The sequence below is a fragment of the Burkholderia diffusa genome (genome assembly GCF_001718315.1).
In the GTDB taxonomy this organism is placed as follows: domain Bacteria; phylum Pseudomonadota; class Gammaproteobacteria; order Burkholderiales; family Burkholderiaceae; genus Burkholderia; species Burkholderia diffusa_B.
Genome location: NZ_CP013363.1, coordinates 156,144 through 174,118, shown reverse-complemented (window position 1 = coordinate 174,118; position 17,975 = coordinate 156,144). Strand labels below are relative to the sequence as shown.

At 65.5% G+C, this 17,975-nt stretch carries 19 protein-coding genes; 11 read left to right on the top strand and 8 right to left on the bottom strand.

What is annotated here, in order from left to right; genetic code table 11:
• The first annotated feature begins 301 nt into the window (after positions 1–301).
• Positions 302–1,453 carry a porin gene (locus tag WI26_RS16250; RefSeq protein WP_059509918.1) on the top strand — a complete coding sequence of 384 codons (1,152 nt, stop codon included), beginning with the start codon at positions 302–304 and terminating at the stop codon, positions 1,451–1,453.
• Positions 1,454–1,782: 329 nt separating this feature from the next.
• Here WI26_RS16250 and WI26_RS16245 read toward each other — a convergent pair whose 3' ends face one another.
• On the bottom strand, positions 1,783–2,373 hold the full coding sequence (locus WI26_RS16245) for a class I SAM-dependent methyltransferase (protein ID WP_059464963.1): 591 nt from the start codon (positions 2,371–2,373) through the stop codon (positions 1,783–1,785).
• A gap of 223 nt (positions 2,374–2,596) precedes the next feature.
• The gene (locus WI26_RS16240; RefSeq protein WP_069226519.1) at positions 2,597–3,580 is read right to left on the bottom strand and encodes an aldo/keto reductase; all 984 of its coding nucleotides are present in this window, start codon (positions 3,578–3,580) and stop codon (positions 2,597–2,599) included.
• A gap of 120 nt (positions 3,581–3,700) precedes the next feature.
• Here WI26_RS16240 and WI26_RS16235 point away from each other — a divergent pair, with 120 nt between their 5' ends.
• Positions 3,701–4,618 carry a LysR family transcriptional regulator gene (locus WI26_RS16235; protein WP_069226518.1) on the top strand — a complete coding sequence of 306 codons (918 nt, stop codon included), beginning with the start codon at positions 3,701–3,703 and terminating at the stop codon, positions 4,616–4,618.
• A 23-nt stretch (positions 4,619–4,641) separates the two neighbouring features.
• Here WI26_RS16235 and poxB read toward each other — a convergent pair whose 3' ends face one another.
• Complete coding sequence (gene poxB / locus WI26_RS16230; protein WP_069227747.1) at positions 4,642–6,363, bottom strand: ubiquinone-dependent pyruvate dehydrogenase; 1,722 nt, start codon at positions 6,361–6,363, stop codon at positions 4,642–4,644.
• A 304-nt stretch (positions 6,364–6,667) separates the two neighbouring features.
• The gene (locus WI26_RS16225) at positions 6,668–7,168 is read right to left on the bottom strand and encodes an Lrp/AsnC family transcriptional regulator (protein ID WP_059464962.1); all 501 of its coding nucleotides are present in this window, start codon (positions 7,166–7,168) and stop codon (positions 6,668–6,670) included.
• A gap of 190 nt (positions 7,169–7,358) precedes the next feature.
• Between WI26_RS16225 and WI26_RS16220 the strand changes: the two genes are divergently transcribed.
• The 4 genes from WI26_RS16220 to atsR all read left to right on the top strand — a co-directional run bounded on the left by WI26_RS16220 (position 7,359) and on the right by atsR (position 12,317).
• Positions 7,359–8,375 carry a 1-aminocyclopropane-1-carboxylate deaminase gene (locus tag WI26_RS16220; protein WP_069226517.1) on the top strand — a complete coding sequence of 339 codons (1,017 nt, stop codon included), beginning with the start codon at positions 7,359–7,361 and terminating at the stop codon, positions 8,373–8,375.
• Positions 8,376–9,067: 692 nt separating this feature from the next.
• Positions 9,068–9,946, top strand: a complete 879-nt coding sequence (locus WI26_RS16215) for a response regulator (protein ID WP_059464960.1) — start codon at positions 9,068–9,070, stop codon at positions 9,944–9,946.
• A 49-nt stretch (positions 9,947–9,995) separates the two neighbouring features.
• The gene (locus tag WI26_RS16210; RefSeq protein ID WP_059464959.1) at positions 9,996–10,496 is read left to right on the top strand and encodes a molybdopterin-dependent oxidoreductase; all 501 of its coding nucleotides are present in this window, start codon (positions 9,996–9,998) and stop codon (positions 10,494–10,496) included.
• A gap of 9 nt (positions 10,497–10,505) precedes the next feature.
• A complete protein-coding gene (gene atsR, locus WI26_RS16205; protein WP_069226516.1) occupies positions 10,506–12,317 on the top strand; it encodes a hybrid sensor histidine kinase/response regulator AtsR in 1,812 nt (603 codons plus the stop codon).
• A 54-nt stretch (positions 12,318–12,371) separates the two neighbouring features.
• On the opposite strand, the gene WI26_RS16200 is transcribed toward atsR, so the two are convergent.
• Positions 12,372–12,791, bottom strand: coding sequence for a secondary thiamine-phosphate synthase enzyme YjbQ (locus WI26_RS16200; protein ID WP_069226515.1), 420 nt, complete (start codon positions 12,789–12,791; stop codon positions 12,372–12,374).
• A gap of 7 nt (positions 12,792–12,798) precedes the next feature.
• Complete coding sequence (locus tag WI26_RS16195; RefSeq protein WP_069227746.1) at positions 12,799–13,125, bottom strand: thioredoxin family protein; 327 nt, start codon at positions 13,123–13,125, stop codon at positions 12,799–12,801.
• Positions 13,126–13,363: 238 nt separating this feature from the next.
• On the opposite strand from WI26_RS16195, the gene WI26_RS16190 reads away from it, so the two are divergent.
• The 5 genes from WI26_RS16190 to WI26_RS16170 all read left to right on the top strand — a co-directional run bounded on the left by WI26_RS16190 (position 13,364) and on the right by WI26_RS16170 (position 16,401).
• Positions 13,364–14,056 (top strand): flavin reductase family protein, encoded by a 693-nt coding sequence (locus WI26_RS16190; protein WP_069226514.1) that lies wholly within the window; start codon positions 13,364–13,366, stop codon positions 14,054–14,056.
• Positions 14,057–14,100: 44 nt separating this feature from the next.
• Entirely contained in the window at positions 14,101–14,433 is a 333-nt protein-coding gene (locus WI26_RS16185; RefSeq protein WP_059464954.1) for a DUF2322 family protein, read from the top strand.
• A gap of 71 nt (positions 14,434–14,504) precedes the next feature.
• The gene (locus WI26_RS16180) at positions 14,505–15,356 is read left to right on the top strand and encodes a hypothetical protein (protein WP_420480789.1); all 852 of its coding nucleotides are present in this window, start codon (positions 14,505–14,507) and stop codon (positions 15,354–15,356) included.
• Positions 15,357–15,413: 57 nt separating this feature from the next.
• On the top strand, positions 15,414–16,127 hold the full coding sequence (locus tag WI26_RS33325; RefSeq protein ID WP_335622149.1) for a type II toxin-antitoxin system RelE/ParE family toxin: 714 nt from the start codon (positions 15,414–15,416) through the stop codon (positions 16,125–16,127).
• Positions 16,114–16,401 carry a helix-turn-helix domain-containing protein gene (locus WI26_RS16170; RefSeq protein WP_059593657.1) on the top strand — a complete coding sequence of 96 codons (288 nt, stop codon included), beginning with the start codon at positions 16,114–16,116 and terminating at the stop codon, positions 16,399–16,401. The genes WI26_RS33325 and WI26_RS16170 overlap by 14 nt, the downstream gene beginning before the upstream one ends.
• A 204-nt stretch (positions 16,402–16,605) precedes the next feature.
• Here WI26_RS16170 and WI26_RS16165 read toward each other — a convergent pair whose 3' ends face one another.
• Both WI26_RS16165 and WI26_RS16160 read right to left on the bottom strand, forming a co-directional pair.
• Positions 16,606–17,175 carry a hypothetical protein gene (locus tag WI26_RS16165; protein ID WP_069226511.1) on the bottom strand — a complete coding sequence of 190 codons (570 nt, stop codon included), beginning with the start codon at positions 17,173–17,175 and terminating at the stop codon, positions 16,606–16,608.
• Positions 17,176–17,394: 219 nt separating this feature from the next.
• Positions 17,395–17,853: an Lrp/AsnC family transcriptional regulator gene (locus tag WI26_RS16160; protein ID WP_059447568.1), complete on the bottom strand. Its 459-nt coding sequence runs from the start codon at positions 17,851–17,853 to the stop codon at positions 17,395–17,397.
• Positions 17,854–17,975: the final 122 nt, after the last annotated feature.

The window sequence follows — 17,975 nt, the reverse complement described above, 5'->3', positions numbered from 1 at the left end:
TGGCCGACCGGCGTCGGAGCGCGGCCGCTGCGGGCCGTTCCGGTAGTCGAAACCGGCCGTCGCCCTCCATCGGCGAACCCGATTCCATCCATCGAAATTACTCGCTTTCGGTTCCGGTTCGGCTTCGGAACAATGCGCGGTGTCATCGGAGGAGACAGGACCGGACGCCGCCCGCCGGCACGCCGCCGCGCTCGCGCGGACCGGTGTCGTGCGCGCCGCGCCGCTTCGCCCAGGATGACGGGACGCGCCTCACCGGACGCGCTCACGACAACCGATACAAGCTGGATACCCGGAGATCTCAATGAACAGGAAACTGACCGCGCTCGCCGTCACCGCAGCCTTCGCGTCGCCCGCCTTCGCGCAGAGCAGCGTCACGCTGTACGGCGTGATCGACGAAGGCCTCAACTACACGAACAACGTCGGCACCGGCCACGTCTACGAAATGGCGAGCGGCTATGCGCAGGGCAGCCGCTGGGGCCTGAAGGGCAACGAGGATCTCGGCGGCGGCCTGAAGGCGATCTTCCAGCTCGAGAACGGCTTCGACGTCAACAGCGGCCGGCTCAACCAGGGCGGCCGCATGTTCGGTCGGCAAGCCTATGTCGGCCTGAGCCAGGCGCAGTACGGCACGCTGACCTTCGGTCGCCAGTACGACTCCGTCGTCGACTATCTCGCGCCGACCACCGCCAATGGCAACTGGGGCGGCTACCTGCTCGCGCACCCGTTCGACAACGACAACACCGACAACTCGTTCCGCCTCGACAACACGGTGAAGTACGCGAGCCCGAACTTCGGCGGCTTCCAGTTCGGCGGCGCATACAGCTTCAGCAACAGCACGAGCTTCTCGGACAATCGCGCATACAGCTTCGGCGCGCAATACCAGAACAACGGGCTGCTGATCGGCGCCGCATATCTGCAGGCGAACCGCCCCGGCGACGGCTCGGCCGGCGCGATCACCGCGAACGACGCCAGCTACATCGCCGAGCGCATGCGCGTGTTCGGCGCGGGCATCAATTACACGTTCGGCCCGGCGACGGTCGGCTTCGCGTACACGAACTCGAACTACAAGAACCCGACGGGCAACGGCTATCTCGGCACGCCGGGGGCAATCATCGCGCCGGGTGCGACGGTCAGCGCGATCAAGTACCAGAATTTCGAAGTGAACGGCGCGTACCAGATCACGCCGGCGTTCATGGTCGGTGCGCAGTACGTGCTGTCGCTCGAGAAATACGACGCGTCGACCGGCGACGCGAAGCCGAAGATCCACTCGGTCGGGCTGATGGCCGACTACAACCTGTCGAAGCGGACCGACGTGTACGTGCAGGCCGCGTACCAGCACATCGCCGGCGACAAGACCGGATCGATTCTCGACCAGGCGTTCATCCCCGGCACCGACGCGCCGTCGTCGACGTCGAATCAGGTGGCCGTGCGGCTCGCGCTGCGCCACAAGTTCTGACGCGTCTCGCCGTCTTCACGCGACACCCGCGCGGGTCTGCCGTGGTGTCTTTGCCCGCCCGCAGGCGCACGCCTGCCGGCGGTTTTTTTGTTTCGCGCCGCGACGATGCGGCGCAACGTGATTCATCGCAGATCATGTGGGCGCTGCGTGAACGCGGACACGACACCCCCCCACGATCCACCGTTACATGTGCGCCGCGTCAACGTCCGGCGCCTTTCATGCCGGATGTCGTTTCCTTTCGGGCGACCTGATCGCGCGCAGCTACGCGACGCCGCTCGACCGCCAACATTCGCAGGGTCAATGAAAGGAAGCGCGCCACGATGCAGGCATCACGCCACCTGTCCGATCGCGGCCCGGCGCATCGTGACGATGCGCGCAGGCGGAATATTTGCCCACACGATCCGGCTGGCATCGGCAACAAATGCCGGATCGCGCAGCGGGTGACGCTCGGGCACGCGCAAATCGTAAGTGAACTGGATCATCACGCCATCGACCGACAGCACGCGCTCGCACTGTCCGACGATCGCCGTCACGTCCTGGCGCGGCAGCGTGCGCAGCGGCAGGCAGGACACGATCGCATCGACCGCCGCGTCGGGCGGCAGCAGCCGCTCGAGCTGCCGCGCGTCGCCCGACACGATCGAGATACCGGGAAAGCGGCGTCGCAGGTGCTGCACGAACGCCGGCGACCGTTCGACCACGACGAGGCGCCGTGGCGCGACGCCGCGTTCGAGCAACGCCGCGGTGATCGCGCCGGTGCCGCCGCCGAGCTCGACGACGAGCCCGTCGCCATCCGGCACCGCATCGGCCATCTCGCGGGCCAGATGCCGCGAACTCGGGCATAACGCGCCCACCGCGGCCGGGCGGCCGACCCACTCGCGCACGAATAGTGCCGAGACACGCAACGCGTTCGGCCAGGTCATCGGCCGACCTTGCGCGGTTGCGCCTTCAGCTTCGGCGTGCCAATGATTGCCTGTAACAGGGCTACGACGACACGGGGCTCTTTCACGTGCATCCTCCTGAACAAATCGGTCAGCCGCGCTGGCGCGGCGATCAATCGATTCTAGGAAATGCAAACTTAAGGCGACGTGAAGATTGTCCCTGATTGCGCCGCCGATGCGGGCCGTACCACCGACGGCCGCCCGATCAGCGATCGACGCGCTGCTGAAGCTGCGCGGGATACCGCTCGCCGACGATCGTGATCTGCCGCAGTGCCGCCTCGATCGCCGACAGTTCGCCGGTCGTCAGCGCCACCTCGGCCGCGCCCACGTTTTCATCGAGCCGATGCAGCTTCGTCGTGCCCGGGATCGGCACGATCCACGGCTTGCGGGCCAGTAGCCACGCGAGCGCGATCTGCGCGCGCGTCACGTCCTTGTCGGCCGCGATTCGGCCGAGCAAGTCAACGAGGCCCGCGTTGGCCTTGCGGTTTTCTTCCGAGAAACGCGGCACGATATTGCGGAAATCGGTCGCATCGAACGTCGTGCTCGCATCGATCGCCCCGGTCAGGAAACCCTTGCCGAGCGGGCTGAATGCAACGAAGCCGATGCCGAGCTCCTCGAGCGTCGGCAGGATGCGCTCCTCCGGCTCGCGCCACCACAGCGAATACTCGCTTTGCAGCGCCGTGACGGCCTGCACGGCGTGCGCGCGGCGAATCGTCTGCTCACCGGCTTCCGACAGTCCGAAGTGCGCCACCTTGCCTTCGCCGATCAGGTCCTTGACGGTGCCCGCGACGTCCTCGATCGGCACGTTCGGATCCACGCGATGCTGATAGAACAGATCGATGCGGTCGACCTTCAGCCGCTTGAGTGCAGCATCCGCCACTGCACGGATCCGCGACGGCCGGCTATCGACGCCCTTCATCGGCTCGCCGTCCTCGAATCCGAACTTGGTCGCGATCACGACCTGGTCACGAAACGGCGCCACCGCCTCGCCCACCAGTTCCTCGTTGACGAACGGGCCGTACGCCTCGGCCGTATCGAAGAAGGTCACGCCGCATTCGAACGCCGCGCGAATCAGCGCGATACCGCTCGCCTTGTCGACGGCCGGGCCGTAACCGTAGCTCAATCCCATGCAGCCGAGCCCGATTGCCGAGACTTCGAGGCCGCTCTTTCCAAGCATGCGCTTTTGCATGAATTTCCCCTGCAGAAAGGTGAAGACGATCGACGGGATGCCGAGGAACCGAGTGTAGGTTGATGGATACCTCTCAACAATCGGCGTACCATTTCATGCGTTATTGAGGAAATTTCATCAATGCTGCGCACTGGCCTCGGCGAACTCACGACCTTCATCACGATCGCGGAACAGCGCAGCTTCAGCGGCGCGGCCCGCATCCTGGGCGTGTCGCCGTCGGCGCTGAGTCATGCGATCCGCCATCTCGAAGCGCGGCTCGGCGTGCGGCTGTTCAACCGCACGACCCGCTCGGTCGCGCTGACCGAGGCCGGCGAACAGTTGCTGTTGCGCGTGCGGCCCGCCGTCGCCGATCTCGAGGATGCGATGAACGATGCCGCGACCGCCCGCAACCGGCCGTCCGGCCAGATCCGGATCAGCGCGTCGGAATCCGCGTCGCGCCCGCTGATTCGGCATGTGCTGCCCGGTTTCGTTGCGCGCTACCCGGACATTCATGTGGAGTTCGTCGTCGATTCGCGGCTCATCGACATCGTCGAACACGGCTTCGACGCGGGCATCCGCGTGCGCGAGGACGTGCCGCGCGACATGATCGCCGTGCGCTTCGGCGACGCGGTCCGCTTCGTCGCGGTCGCGTCGCCCGACTACCTGGCGCGGCACCCGGCGCCTGACACGCCGCAGGATCTCGCGCGACACCGATGCATCCGGTTCCGCTTCGAAAGCGGCGCGCTCTATCGATGGGACCTGATGCGCGACGGCAAGCGCGTGAGCGTCGACGTCGACGGGCCAATGACGCTCGGCAATCTGAGCCTGATGGTGGATGCGGCACTCGCCGGCATCGGCATCGCGTGGGTCACGCATGAGCGCGTCGCGGAGCAACTGGCCGACGGCCGGCTCGTGCGCGTGTTGCCTGAATGGGAGCAGACGTTCGACAGCCTGTGCCTCTACTATCCTGCGAACCGGCATCCGCCCGCCGCGCTGCGGCTGTTCATCGACGCCGTGCGCGAATGGACGGCTTCCGGCGCAAACCCGTCGGACAACTGACGGTTCGCGCCGCCCCGGCCGCGTCACCGCAGGTTGGTCCGCGCGAGTTCGACGATCTCGTCGCCGCGACCGCTGAGGATCGCGCGCAGCATGAACAGGCTGAAGCCCTTCGCATGTGCGATCTCGATCTTCGGCGGCATCGCCAGTTCGTACTTCGACGTGACGACGTCGATGACCGCCGGCCCGTCGTGCGCGAACGCGGTGCGCAGCGCGTGCTCGACATTCTCCGAATGCTCGACGCGCACGCTGAAGATCCCCGCGCCCTTCGCGATCGCCGCGAAGTCGGTCGGGCTCAGATCGACGTTCGTGTCGAGGTAGCCGGCCGCCTTCAGCTCCATCGACACGAAGCCGAGCAGGCTGTTGTTGTAGACGACGATCTTGATCGGCAGATTGAGCTGGCGAGCAGTCAGCAGATCGCCGAGCAGCATCGACAGCCCGCCGTCGCCCGACAGCGACACGACCTGCCGCCCCGGATGCGCGCCCTGCACGCCGAGCGCCTGCGGCATCGCGTTCGCCATCGAACCGTGATTGAACGAGCCGTGCAGCTGTCGCTTGCCGTTCATCGTCAGGTAGCGCGCGGCCCATAGCGTCGGCGTGCCGACGTCGGCCGTGAAGATGGCGTCGTCGGCCGCGACTTCGTCGACGATCTTCGTCAGGTATTGCGGATGAATCGCGCGGCCCGGCGGCTCGGCCACCGCGAGATCGTCGAGCCCCTTGCGGGCGGCCGCGTAGTGCTTCAGCGCGTTCTCGAGGAAGCGCCGCTGCGTCTTGCGCGTGAGGCGCGGCAACAGCGCCGCGATCGTTTCCTTCACGGTGCCGACGAGCCCGAGCGCGAGCGGCGCGCGATGGCCAAGTTGCGAGCCCTTCCAGTCGATCTGCACGATCTTCGCATTCGTCGGATAGAACGGCCGGTACGGGAAGTCCGTGCCGAGCATCAGCAGCGTGTCGCACGATTCCATCGCGTGATAGCCCGAGCTGAAGCCGATCAACCCCGTCATTCCGACGTCGAACGGGTTGTCCCATTCGACGAACTGCTTGCCGCGCAGCGCATGCACGACCGGCGCACCGAGCGTGTCGGCCAGCGCGACCACCTCGTCGTGCGCGCCCTGCGTGCCGCTGCCGCACAGCAGCGTGACCGCGTCGGAGCCGTTGAGCAGCACCGCGAGCCGGTCGAGATCGGCGTCGGCCGGCAGGATCGACGGCGGCGCCGACTCGCTCCACGCGGGTGCTTCTTCCGGGCCGTCGCCGAGCGCGATGTCGCCCGGCAGCACGATCACCGCGACGCCGCGCTCCTCGATCGCGGTGCGCATCGCGCGCGCGAGCACGCGCGGGAACTGCGATGCGTTCGTCACGAGTTCCGCGAAGTGACTGCACTCGCGGAACAGTTCCTGCGGGTGGGTTTCCTGGAAGTAGCCGAGGCCGATCTCGGTCGATGGAATGTGCGCGGCGATCGCGAGCACCGGCTGGTGATTGCGGTGGCAGTCGTAGAGGCCGTTGATCAGGTGCAGGTTGCCGGGGCCGCAACTGCCTGCGCAAACCGCGAGCCGCCCGGTCGACGCGGCATCCGCGCCGGCGGCAAACGCCGCGCTCTCCTCGTGCCGCGTATGCATCCAGCGAATCGAGCCGATCTGGCTCAGGCTGAACGACAGCCCGTTCAGGCTGTCGCCCGTCACCCCCCAGATGCGCTCGATGCCCGCTGCCGCCAGCGTCTTCGCCAGATATTCCGCCATCGTCTGTCTAGCCATCATGCCCTCGCTCGTTGATCTGTCGTCACACGATTGATCCGGCCACGGCAGCCGCCGTCGCCGCTGACGGAACGAGCATACGCGATCGCGCCGCGCGGCGTCGTGACGACGCAGGCGTCACGCGTGGCGACGCAGGCGTCACGCGTGGCGACGCGGCCGCGGACGGGCGCGGCGCCGTGGCTCCGCCAAGCGCAGCACCGGATTGCTTTCTGCGCGACGCTCGGCCATGCGGGGTGGCGCTCACTTCTTCGGTCGCTCGGCACGCCGTCAACGCAGCCAGCGCACCCGGCGACGTCGCGATGCGCTACACCGGCAGCGCATGCGTCGACAGAATCTCCTTGAGTACCATGAACGAGCGCACCTGCCGCACGCCGGGCAGGTACAGCAGCTGTTCCGCATGCAGGCGGTTGAAGCTCTCGTTGTCGCGCGTGCGGACCAGCATGAAGTAATCGAATTCGCCGGTCACGACGTGACATTCGACACACCCGGACACCTTCTGCGCAGCCTTCTCGAATTCGGCGAATGCCTCCGGCGTCGAACGATCGAGCACGAAGCCGATCACGACCAGCATCCCGGCACCCAGCGGCCTCGGGTCGAGCAGCGCGACGATGCCGCGGATCAATCCCATCTCCTTCAACCGTTCGACGCGCCGCAGGCACGCCGGCGCGCTGAGCTTCACCTTCGCGGCGAGGCGCACGTTCGAGATCGATGCGTCCTGCTGCAACTGCCGCAGGATCGCGCGGTCGATGCGGTCGAGCACCGGCGCTGCATCGCCAGGCGCTGCATTGTCGCGATCTAATTTCATTGCGTTACTCGTGCATTTTGCGAACCAAAATTATCTAATTAGCAGAAATATCATCGATAACGTAGGCCGTCGTTATTTATTTCGCAAGCTCATTTTGCGCGGTCGTGCCTATCATTTTTCCATCGGAACACGGCGCGACTGCCGCACCCGACCGTTTCGAATCCCGCCCATCGCCTTTCGGAGCTTGCCGATGAACCTGCAACGTTTCCCGCGTTATCCGCTCACGTTCGGCCCGACGCCGATCCAGCCGCTCAAGCGCCTGAGCGCGCACCTCGGCGGCAGGGTCGAGCTGTATGCGAAGCGCGAGGACTGCAACAGCGGCCTCGCGTTCGGCGGCAACAAGACGCGCAAGCTCGAATACCTCGTCCCCGACGCGCTTGCGCAAGGCGCCGACACGCTCGTATCGATCGGCGGCGTGCAGTCGAACCAGACCCGCCAGGTCGCGGCGGTCGCCGCGCATCTCGGGATGAAGTGCGTGCTCGTGCAGGAGCACTGGGTCAACTACGAGGATCCGGTGTACGACCGCGTCGGGAACATCCAGCTGTCACGGATGATGGGCGCCGACGTGCGGCTCGTCGCCGACGGCTTCGACATCGGCATTCGCCGCAGCTGGGAAGAAGCGATGGAAAGCGTGCGGCAGGCGGGCGGCAAGCCGTATCCGATTCCTGCCGGGTGTTCCGAGCATCCGCTCGGCGGGCTCGGATTCGTCGGCTTCGCGGAAGAAGTGCGCGAGCAGGAAGCGCAACTCGGGTTCAAGTTCGATTACGTCGTGGTCTGCTCGGTCACGGGCAGCACGCAGGCGGGGATGGTCGTCGGCTTCGCAGCCGACGGACGCGCGGACCGCGTGATCGGCATCGACGCGTCGGCAACGCCTGAGCGCACGCATGAACAGATCACGCGCATCGCCCGGCACACGGCCGAGCTGGTCGGGCTGCGGCGCGATATCGAAGAGAAGGACGTCGTGCTCGACACGCGCTATGCCGGGCCGGAATACGGACTGCCGAACGATGGCACGCTGGAGGCGATTCGTCTCTGTGCGCGGCTGGAAGGCGTGCTGACGGATCCCGTCTATGAAGGGAAATCGATGCACGGGATGATCGACAAGGTGCGGCGCGGGGAATTCGAGCCGGGGTCGAAGGTGCTGTATGCGCACCTTGGCGGGGTGCCGGCGTTGAGCGCGTACAGCGGGATTTTTCGGGAAGGTTGAGCTCGAAGTGCGATAGAGACCGGCGAGGCAGGCGTGAAGTGGGCGCCGCCTCAGCCGGTGTGACGCCTCTTGCCGATTTCCACTGGACGGCCGCTTCGAGCCGGCCGGGCCGCAGTGCTCATGCGAGCGCAGCAGTTGGTCGCAGTCGAGCGGCCTTGTGGCGCGGCGATCTGGCCGGCCGCGCGCGCACTTTGATAGGAAACCTGATCTTTATGGCGACCGGAACACCCGGCGTCATCTCAGATCCGCACCGCACTGCCCGTGACCGGCAGCTCCTGCCCGCACGCAGTCGACTGTCGCCTCTCCGGCGTCAGTAAACGGCGAACCATTTTTACTTTCCCCACGTATTATTTGCGCCGCATTGCTTCGCGCTATCCCATCCCGCGAGCGCATACCCGGCTTGCGCGCGGCGAGGCGAATACAATTCACCCACGCCGACACGCAGTCCAAGGCTCTCTCAGGCTCTTTTCAAGCTCTCTTCCAATCGTTCAGTCACGCGCTGGTTGCCGCTTTTCGCCGGGTCGACCTTGTCGACAAAGCCTCCAAAAACTGACGCAACAAACAATAGTGACGCGGTGAGCAATAATAATGGAGAAAAATGGCATGTCAAGATGATTCGCGATTTCAAAGTTTGCACATCGCGTCACTTTTGAATATGCTCTTCGTCGCTAAAACCAGGAGACCCCGTCGAAATGCCCAATAGCGAGCAGGCCAATGCCGATCTTATTACCGCAACCAAGGTGCGCGATCTGCTGACGCGCAACGGCATCCCGCCGCGCAGTCACAACACGACCATCGCGAACGTGCTGGGTCTCAGTTTCTCGGTCGTCACGCGCAAGATGAAAGGCCTGATCCCGTGGAACCTGTCGCAGTTGCAGGACATCGCGACGCACTTCGGCGTGCCGCCCGCGATCCTGCTCGATGACAAGGGCACGCAGCCGGCCGCCGCCGAGATGATCGACGCGACACTCGTGATCGAGTCGCGCCGTCTCCGCTGCCGCGCGGCGATCTCGGCGAAGGCCAGCAGCCAGATCGAAACGGATTTCGTCGCGCTGCAGTGGCAGGGCGAATGGATCGTCACCGAACGCCAGCACGCGCGCGAAGGCCGCCTCTATCCGGTCGACGTCATCGAATTGCGCTCGAGCCAGCCGACCGTGTACGCGGCGCGGATCGCGGTGGTCGACGATTCGCGGGACGTCGCCGAAACCGTGTGCGAATACTTCATCGAAAAAGGCGTAAACGCGATTCCGTACCATGACGGCGCGTCGTTCCGCAAGGCGCTGGAAGTCGAGGATTTCGACGGCTACATCCTCGACTGGATGCTGGGCGACCAGACGGCCGCCGAGCTCGTGCGCGGCATCCGCTCGAGCGAGAACGGCGGCGCGCCGATCTTCCTGCTGACCGGCAAGATCTCCACCGGCGAAGCGAGCGAGGACGAGATCGCGCACATCGTGTCGCACTACAACGCGCGCTGCGAGGAAAAGCCTGTGCGCCTGCCGATTCTGTTCGCCGAAGTCGCGCGCGAACTGAAGATCACGCTGCCGGCCGCCACTGCCGCCGCCGCGAGCTGAGACCACCAAACGAACAGACCACCACACGAACACGATCAAGGGGAAACACATGCGAATTTCGACCATCTGGATCAAGAGCCTGGTCATGGCCGGCCTGCTCGGCATGGCCGCCGCGAGCTGGGCCGCGTCGTTCACGTTCACCGTCGACGGCAAGATCGGCCGCAGCAACCAGCCCGGCAAGACGACGTTCGTCTTTACCGAGCAGGCGCTGATGGCGCTGCCGCAGCACACGATCGTCACGTCGACGAGCTGGACGCCAAAAGCGACCTTCACCGGCCCGCGCCTGTCCGACGTGCTGAAGACGGTCGACGCGCACGGCACACAGATCGAGTTCCGCTGCATCGACGAATATACGTTCACGATCCCCGTGTCGGATGCCGACAAGTACGGCGTGATCCTCGCGCGCACGATGAACGGCAAGGTGCTCGGCAACGACAACTACGGCCCGCTGTGGATCATGTATCCGCGCGACCAGTATCCGGACGAGCTGAAGACGCCGCTCGGCGAAGCCAAGTTCGCATGGCAGATCATCGGCCTGACCGTGAAGTAAGCGCGCGACATGATGCGCGGGCGGTGGAAGAACAGAAAACTCATTCTCATCCTGGGATCGTTGTGGATCCTGGGATTCGCCGCATGGGCATTCCTGCTGTGGGACCTGCTCGCGACCTCGGTCAACGAGGGCGTGCTCGAAGGACCGCGCGAAGGCGTGTTCTGGACGGCCGCGCAATATCGCAACGCCTACACGCGCTTCGAGCGCCAGTTGATCCTCTACTCGACGCATGTGGACGACGACTTCGACCACGTGCAGATGCAGCTCGACAGCCTGTCGGTGTCGTTCGGGTTCCTGCAGCGGCCGTCCGAAGTGTCCGAATACTGGCTGCGCATCCCGCGCGCGCGTGCCGAAATCGCGGTGCTCGGCGCATTCATGGCGCGCCTGAAGCACGACGTGCCGCTGCTGCGCGACGCGCCAAAGGATGCGCCGCACGTGATCGACGACGTCAGCGCGTACTGGCCGAAGGTCAACGGCCTCGCGAACTATTTCCGCGCGATCGAGATGGCGCAGCGCGACTTCACGTTCCATCAGCTGAAGGAAAAGCAGCGGGCGATCCTGTCGCTCGGCATCATCCTCGGCGTGATCCTGTGCGCGCTGTTCCTGCTGCTGTTCTATACGATGCGCACGCGCGACGACCTGCTCGAACGACAGGACGCGGCGCTCGATGCGGAGCGCAAGGCATCCGATCGCGCATTCGAGATGATCGAGGCGAAGAACGCGTTCCTCGGGATGGTCAGCCATGAACTGCGCACGCCGCTGCAGGCGATCTGCGGTTCGATCGAGATCCTGCTCGCGCGGCCGCAGTCCGACGCGAACCTGAAGACGATCCGGCGGCTGCAGAATTCCGCGTCGTCGCTCGAAGCGCTGGTCAAGGATCTGACCGATTACATCAAGCTGCGCTCGACCAAGCGCCTCGCCGAAACCGAAACGGTCGGCATGGCCTCGCTGCTCGCCGAGGTGCTCGATCCGCTGCGCGAGAAGATCGCGGCCAAGCGGATCGCCGTCGCGCAGCGCGTCGAGCCTCGCGACCTCGCGATCCGCTCCGATCGCAAGTTGTTGCGCCAGGTGCTGTCGAATCTGATCGAGAATTCGGTGAAATACACCGTCGATGGATCGATCGACGTTTCGATCATGCTCGTCGACGCGCCGGCCGGCCGGCAACTGAAACTCGCCGTGCGGGACACGGGCGCCGGTATCGCGAAGCAGCATCTGTCGAAAATCTTCGAGCCGTTCTACCGCGCGAACGATGCGGTCGGCCTGCATGTGGACGGAATCGGGATGGGACTCGCGGTCGTGCGCGAGATCGTGACGACGCTGCGCGGCCACGTGGACGTGCGCAGCGTCGTCGGCGAAGGCAGCGAGTTCATCGTGACGCTGCCGGCCGAGGTGCCGGATGCCGGCGAAACGACCGGCGACGCGCCCGCATGGCCGGCCGCCCCCGCGCATCGCAACCGCCGCGCGCTCGTGGTCGACGACAACGACAACGCGCGCGAAACGCTCGGGGCGATGCTGTCGGCGCTCGGCCTCGACGCGGATCTGTGCGGCACCGGGCAGGAGGGCGTCGCCCGTTTCGGCGAAACGCATTACGACCTCGTCGTGCTCGATCTCGAACTGCCGGACCTGAGCGGCTTCGAAGTCGCGCGCCGCATCCGGACGGTCGCGCAACCGAACGACGACGGAAAGTTTCCGTCGATTCTCGGTGTCAGCGCATACGAGTCCGCAGCGCTGCGCGAGAACCAGCGGGTGTTCGACGAATTCCTGCCGAAGCCCGTTCACCTGCGCGAACTCGGCGCGCTCGTCGAGAAGCTGCTCGGCTGAGCGTGGCCGCGATGCGTGACGGACGCCTTCTGGCCACCCGTTGCGCGTTCCCGCTTACTCGCCGATCAAATGCAGCACGATGTCGCGCCGATGCGCGGCGCGGCGATGCTCGAACAGATAGATGCCCTGCCACGTGCCGAACACCATGCGTCCATGCTCGATCGGGATCGACAGTTGCACTTGCGTAAGCGCCGTGCGCAGATGCGCCGGCATGTCGTCGGGCCCTTCGGTGTCGTGCTCGTAGCGCGTGTCGTCCTCGGGCGCGAGCGTCGCGAAGTAACGTTCGAGATCGCGCTGCACGGAAGGATCCGCATTTTCCTGGATCAGCAGCGACGCGGACGTATGACGGCAGAACACGGTCAGCAGCCCGGTGCGGATCGCCTGCTGGTCGACGAACGCGCGCACTTGCGGCGTGAACTCGACGAGGCCGCTACCGCGCGCGTCGACGCCGATATGCGTGATGGCCTGTTGCATGACGGCCTCAGGCGAGCGCGGCGAAGCCGTCGGCCTCGATCTGCCCGGCATCGGTCGGGCGCACGACGCGCGCGACTTCGACCCCGTCGCGCAGGAATACCAGCGTCGGCCACAGCTTCACGCCGAACGAACGGCCGAGCGGCCGGCCCGGGCCATCCTCGATCTTCAGGTGCCGCACGGCCGGATGCGCGGAGAACGACGCGGCGATCGCGGGCTGCGCGCCCGCGCAAATTCCGCACCAGTTCGCGCCGAATTCGATGACGGTCGCACCGGCCAGTGCGTCGACTTCCGCGCGCGTCGGCGCGTTGGCGGTGTAGCGTTGCTCGATGTCCATCGGGCCCTCGTGTGCAATGGTGGAACGGTGGAACGTGGCCGCCGCGTGCCGGCGTGGGCGGCACATGCGACCTTCGATTTCCCACTCTAGCGGAAAAGCACGCGCGATGCCGGCGGCGGGCGCGCCGAGCAAGCGGCCGTGCGCACCGCGCCGCTCGAATGACATGACAAGAATCGGAGCGCCGCGAGGCCGCGATGCGATCAGCATGTGAACTGATCCCGTCAACGAAGGACCGACCATGAATGCTCCGCATCGCGTCACCGAACCCAACATCCTCTATTTCGGCACGCCCGTCGTGCTGATCAGCACGCTGAATCCGGACGGCACGGCCAATCTTGCGCCGATGTCGTCCGCGTTCTGGCTCGGCTGGCGCTGCATGCTCGGGCTCGCCGCCAGCTCGCAGACGACGCATAACCTGATGCGCACCGGCGAATGCGTGCTGAACCTGCCGTCGGCCGCACAGGCGCCGGCTGTCGATCGCATCGCGCGCACGACGGGCACGCATCCGGTGCCCGAGTCGAAGCAGGCACGCGGCTACGTATACGAGCCGGACAAGTTCGGCACCGCCGGGCTCACCGAAACGGCATCGCAGACCATCGCACCGCCGCGCGCGCTCGAATGTCCGGTGCATCTGGAAGCGGTGGTCGCCGCCACGCACGGCATCGGCGACGATGCACCCGACCTGCGCGACCGCATCCGCGTGTTCGAGGTGCGCATCCAGCGCGTTCACGTCCATCCGGACCTGCTGATGGACGGCCGTCCGGACCACATCGATCCGGACAAGTGGTCGCCGCTGATCATGAGTTTTCAGAAGTTCTATGGCCTCGCGCCGCATCAGGTGCATGCGTCGCGGCTCGCCGAGATTCCGGAGCGCGCCTATCGCAGCCCCGACATCGATCGCGCGCGCGAAGCGGGCATGTCGATCGGATAAGATACGGGCCGATTGACCCATGATCGAACCGACGGAGTGTTTCAGTGATTCAACCGACCCACGTATTCAAGGACAACCTCGCGCAACTGCCGGCCATCGACGGTGTCGCTCGCATCGATCTCGTCGCCGCGAACGGCGACGTGGTCGCCAGCATCGAGAACCAGCCGGGCAAGCAGGGCTCGCTCGCGGTGTACAACTATCTGAAGCAGGCATTCGGCACGCTCGACGCGAAGGCCGCCGAGCACGGCCTCGCCGTGTTCGCGGAGCACACCGCCGATGCGCGCAACCGCCCGGGCGCACACCCGAACGTCGATCGCCTGCTGGCAATCGTCGACGGCGGCGACGCGCTGCGGATCGACGTGATCGCGAAGGCTTGAATGCCCGGCGACGGGCACGCACGCAAACGGTCGATGCCCGTTCTTTTCCCGCGTCCATTCCCATGCGTCGCATGACGGTTCAGCCGTTTTCCCGCCTCGTCGCATCGATCGCCGCCGTCGCGGGCGTCGCGCTCGCCGGCGCGGCGTTCGCCGATACGTTGCGCACGGCTTCCGATATCGCGGGCGCGTCGCTGGTTCCGCTCGGCGCGTTGCCGCGCTCGCCGGAGAACGGCACGCTCGACGCGTTCTGCGCGCAATATCGTGCGAAGACCGCAACCGCGGCCGGCCGCGACGTCGCGAAGCTCGGCTGGATCGTGACGTCGGAAGCGCCGCTTGGTCGCTACACGGTCGTTACGTTCGCGAGCGGTTTCAAGCCGGGGACGAGCGCGATCTGTTATGCGCGCAATGCGAACGTCGGGGTCTTCGACGGCACGATGCTCGTCGCGCTCGGCTACACGGCGCGCTCGGCCGGCTGGCAGCTGGGCTCGGTGGAGCCGCTGGAAAGCGGCGCGCTGCTGGTCTGGGGCGGCGATGGCCCGTCGGCGCCCATCGGCGAGCTGCGCGACGAACATGGCGGCTTGCGGCTGACCGCGGTCGCCGCCGAGCGCACGTTCTGCCACGGCCGTGCAGTCGTGCCCAACGTATACGGCAAGCCGCTCGATGCTGCGCGCAAGATCCTGATCTCGCGTGGCTGGCAGCCGCTGCGCCCGCGCGAGAAGCCGGACCCGATGGACGGAGCAGCCACGCTCGCGAAACACGGGATCATCGAAGCCGAAGCGTGCTCGGGCACCGGCATGGGATATTGCGCGCTGCGGTATCGCAGCGCGGCCGGCGTGCTCGGTGTGACGACGGCCGGCGGCGAGCCGGATACGCCATCGGCGAACGCCGTGATCGATTATCAGGTGGCTTGCCGAAAGCCTTGATCGGCGCGGGTGTCGCATCGACACGCGCGCCAGTTCGTTCACGCCGGATCGCACGGCATGCGTTCGTTGTCCCGGCGAAACGGCGCGAATCCGTTGGCGATCGGCCGCGGCGCCACATCGAAACATCGGTCGTCCGGTCGATTGACCCGCATCACGCACGCACCCAAACTGACCTCCCTTTCACGCTGCTTCGGCACGGGGAGACTTCCGTATTCCACCTCTCCACGCCGGCGCTTCCGACCTGCGCTCCCCGCGCCGACACCGAATCGCGCACGTTGCCCGATTCAGATCGCCCGATGCCCGTCGGACGCCGCCTTCCTGATCGCAATCCACCGCAGACGTAACGACGCTTCGACGAACCGAACGTCCGACCGCGTCCACCGTCGCGGTCCAACTACGCATTTGCATCGATATAACATATTTGTTACTATGCCGGCTAACGGATACGAAATTCATTTCTTCAATGCACGCGTGGAAACAGCCGTCATCGCGTTGCCGACAACGCTGTGTGCTCGTTTTTTTGCGCTCGCCGATCGCATGGAACAGTACGGCCCGAATCTCGGCGAGCCGCACACCTTGTCGATGGGAAACGGGCTGTACGAAATGCGACTGAAGGGCGCCGAAGGCATCGCCAGGGTGTTCTACTGCGCGATCGTCGACCGGCGTATCGTCATGCTGCATTGTTTCGTGAAGAAGACGCAAAAGACGCCCCGGAAGGAACTGAAAATCGCACGCCAACGACTCAAGGAGGTTCAAGATGGCAACGTATAAGGCGCTACGCGAGCGTGCCTTGTCTGACCCCGAGGTGCACGCCGAATACGAGCGACTGAACCGCGAAGAACTCGCACTGCTCGACATGATGCTGGCTGCCCGGCGAGACGCCGGCCTGTCGCAAGCCGACGTAGCCGAGCGCATGGGCACGCAAGCACCGGCGGTGACGCGACTCGAGCGCGCGCTCGCGACGGGCCAGCATTCACCATCCATCGATACGCTGCGCAAGTACGCGGCAGCTTGCGGCAAGAAACTCGTGATCTCGCTCGCTTGATGCGTCGTTCCTGGTCACCCGTCGTGTGCACGGCCGGCGCGACGCGCGATCGAAACCCATGTCGATCAGCCGGCGAACTTTACGTGAATGAACATCGCCGCGAGCATGTCAGCCGCGACGCGCATCGCGCATCCGCTGCGTGCATGTCGGGATCAATGCGCATCGCCCGCTAGCAAATCGACTATCGGCGCGCATCCGCACACGTCAGCGATTCGCGCCGAGCGCCACGCGCAGCCGCTCCATCAGCTGCGTGTAGTGCCGCACCACCTCGGCCTTGTCCGTCACGTTCGCAGTCGAAAACCGCTCGGACCACGCGGCCTTCCACTCGTACGTGCCGTGCACGCTGCGGTCGCCGTCCGGGGCCTGGATCAGCGAACGAATCCGCGCGTCGCGCCCCGGCCCCGTATGCATCTCGAACAACGCGTGGATGAACGTGTGATACGCGTCGTACACGTCGTCGTCGAACAGGTAGCGGTAGATGTGGAACGTGCGATCGAGTTCGCGCTTCGCGCGGATCACGTCGTCCGGCGAGATGTCCTTCCAGTAGCCGATCCACGTGTAGAAGCACAGCAGCGCATTGAGCTGCGGCGCGACCGTGTCGTACAGCGTGAGCCGCTTCTCGATCAGCCGCTGGTTGGTCCACTGCACGAGCTCGAGCCGCTTCAGCCGGCGCGCGACGAGCCAGCCGAGACACGCGACCGACAACGGCGTCAGCACGCCGAGCACGAGCTTGACGATTTCCAGCGAATTCCACGGATTGTTGAATGGCTGCATGAATGGCTCGACAAGAATGACGCACCGCGCGGCGGATCGCATTGCGCGCAGCGCGCGTATTCATGGATCCCGTCGCGGTTGACCGTTAGTTGCTTGCGCATCGAAATCGCACCGTGACGCAGCCGGTGCGTGGCGAAGCGGCTCGTCCTCCCAGTGTATCGGCCAAATGTCACCGGCCGGTGACGATTCGCCGAATCGTCGTCACGCGCCCGTGCCGCGTTACGTCGGCAGCGCCGACGTGAGCTTGATCTTCTGCATCGGAATGTCGGTCTTCACGCTCAGCACGCCCGGGATGCGCGTCAGGTATTCCATCTGGAAGCGCCGGTAGTCGTCGATGTCGGCCGCGACCACGCGCAGCAGGAAATCGCAGTCGCCGGCCATCAGATGGCATTCGACCACTTCCGGCATCTGCTGGACCGCCTCGGCGAAGCGGTTCACGGATTCGGCGTCCTGCCCCTTCAGCCACACGCGCGTGAAGATCGTCAGACCCTTGCCGACCTTCGCCGGGTTCAGCACGGCCACGTATTTCTCGATTACGCCCGCCTCCTCGAGCAGCCGCACGCGCCGCAGGCACGGCGACGGCGACAGCCCGACCTCGTGCGCGAGTTCCACGTTCTGCATGCGGCCGTCGCGTTGCAGCGCGCTCAGGATCCGTCGGTCGATAGCATCAAGCTTCATTGGCATCAAATTCCAAAAAAATCGCAAATCACGCGCTCAATGCCAAATTCTTATGAATTTCGATCGGCAACGCAACCCGATTCGAGTCAAAAAAGCAGACAATCCCCCTCCCCCGAAGGAGG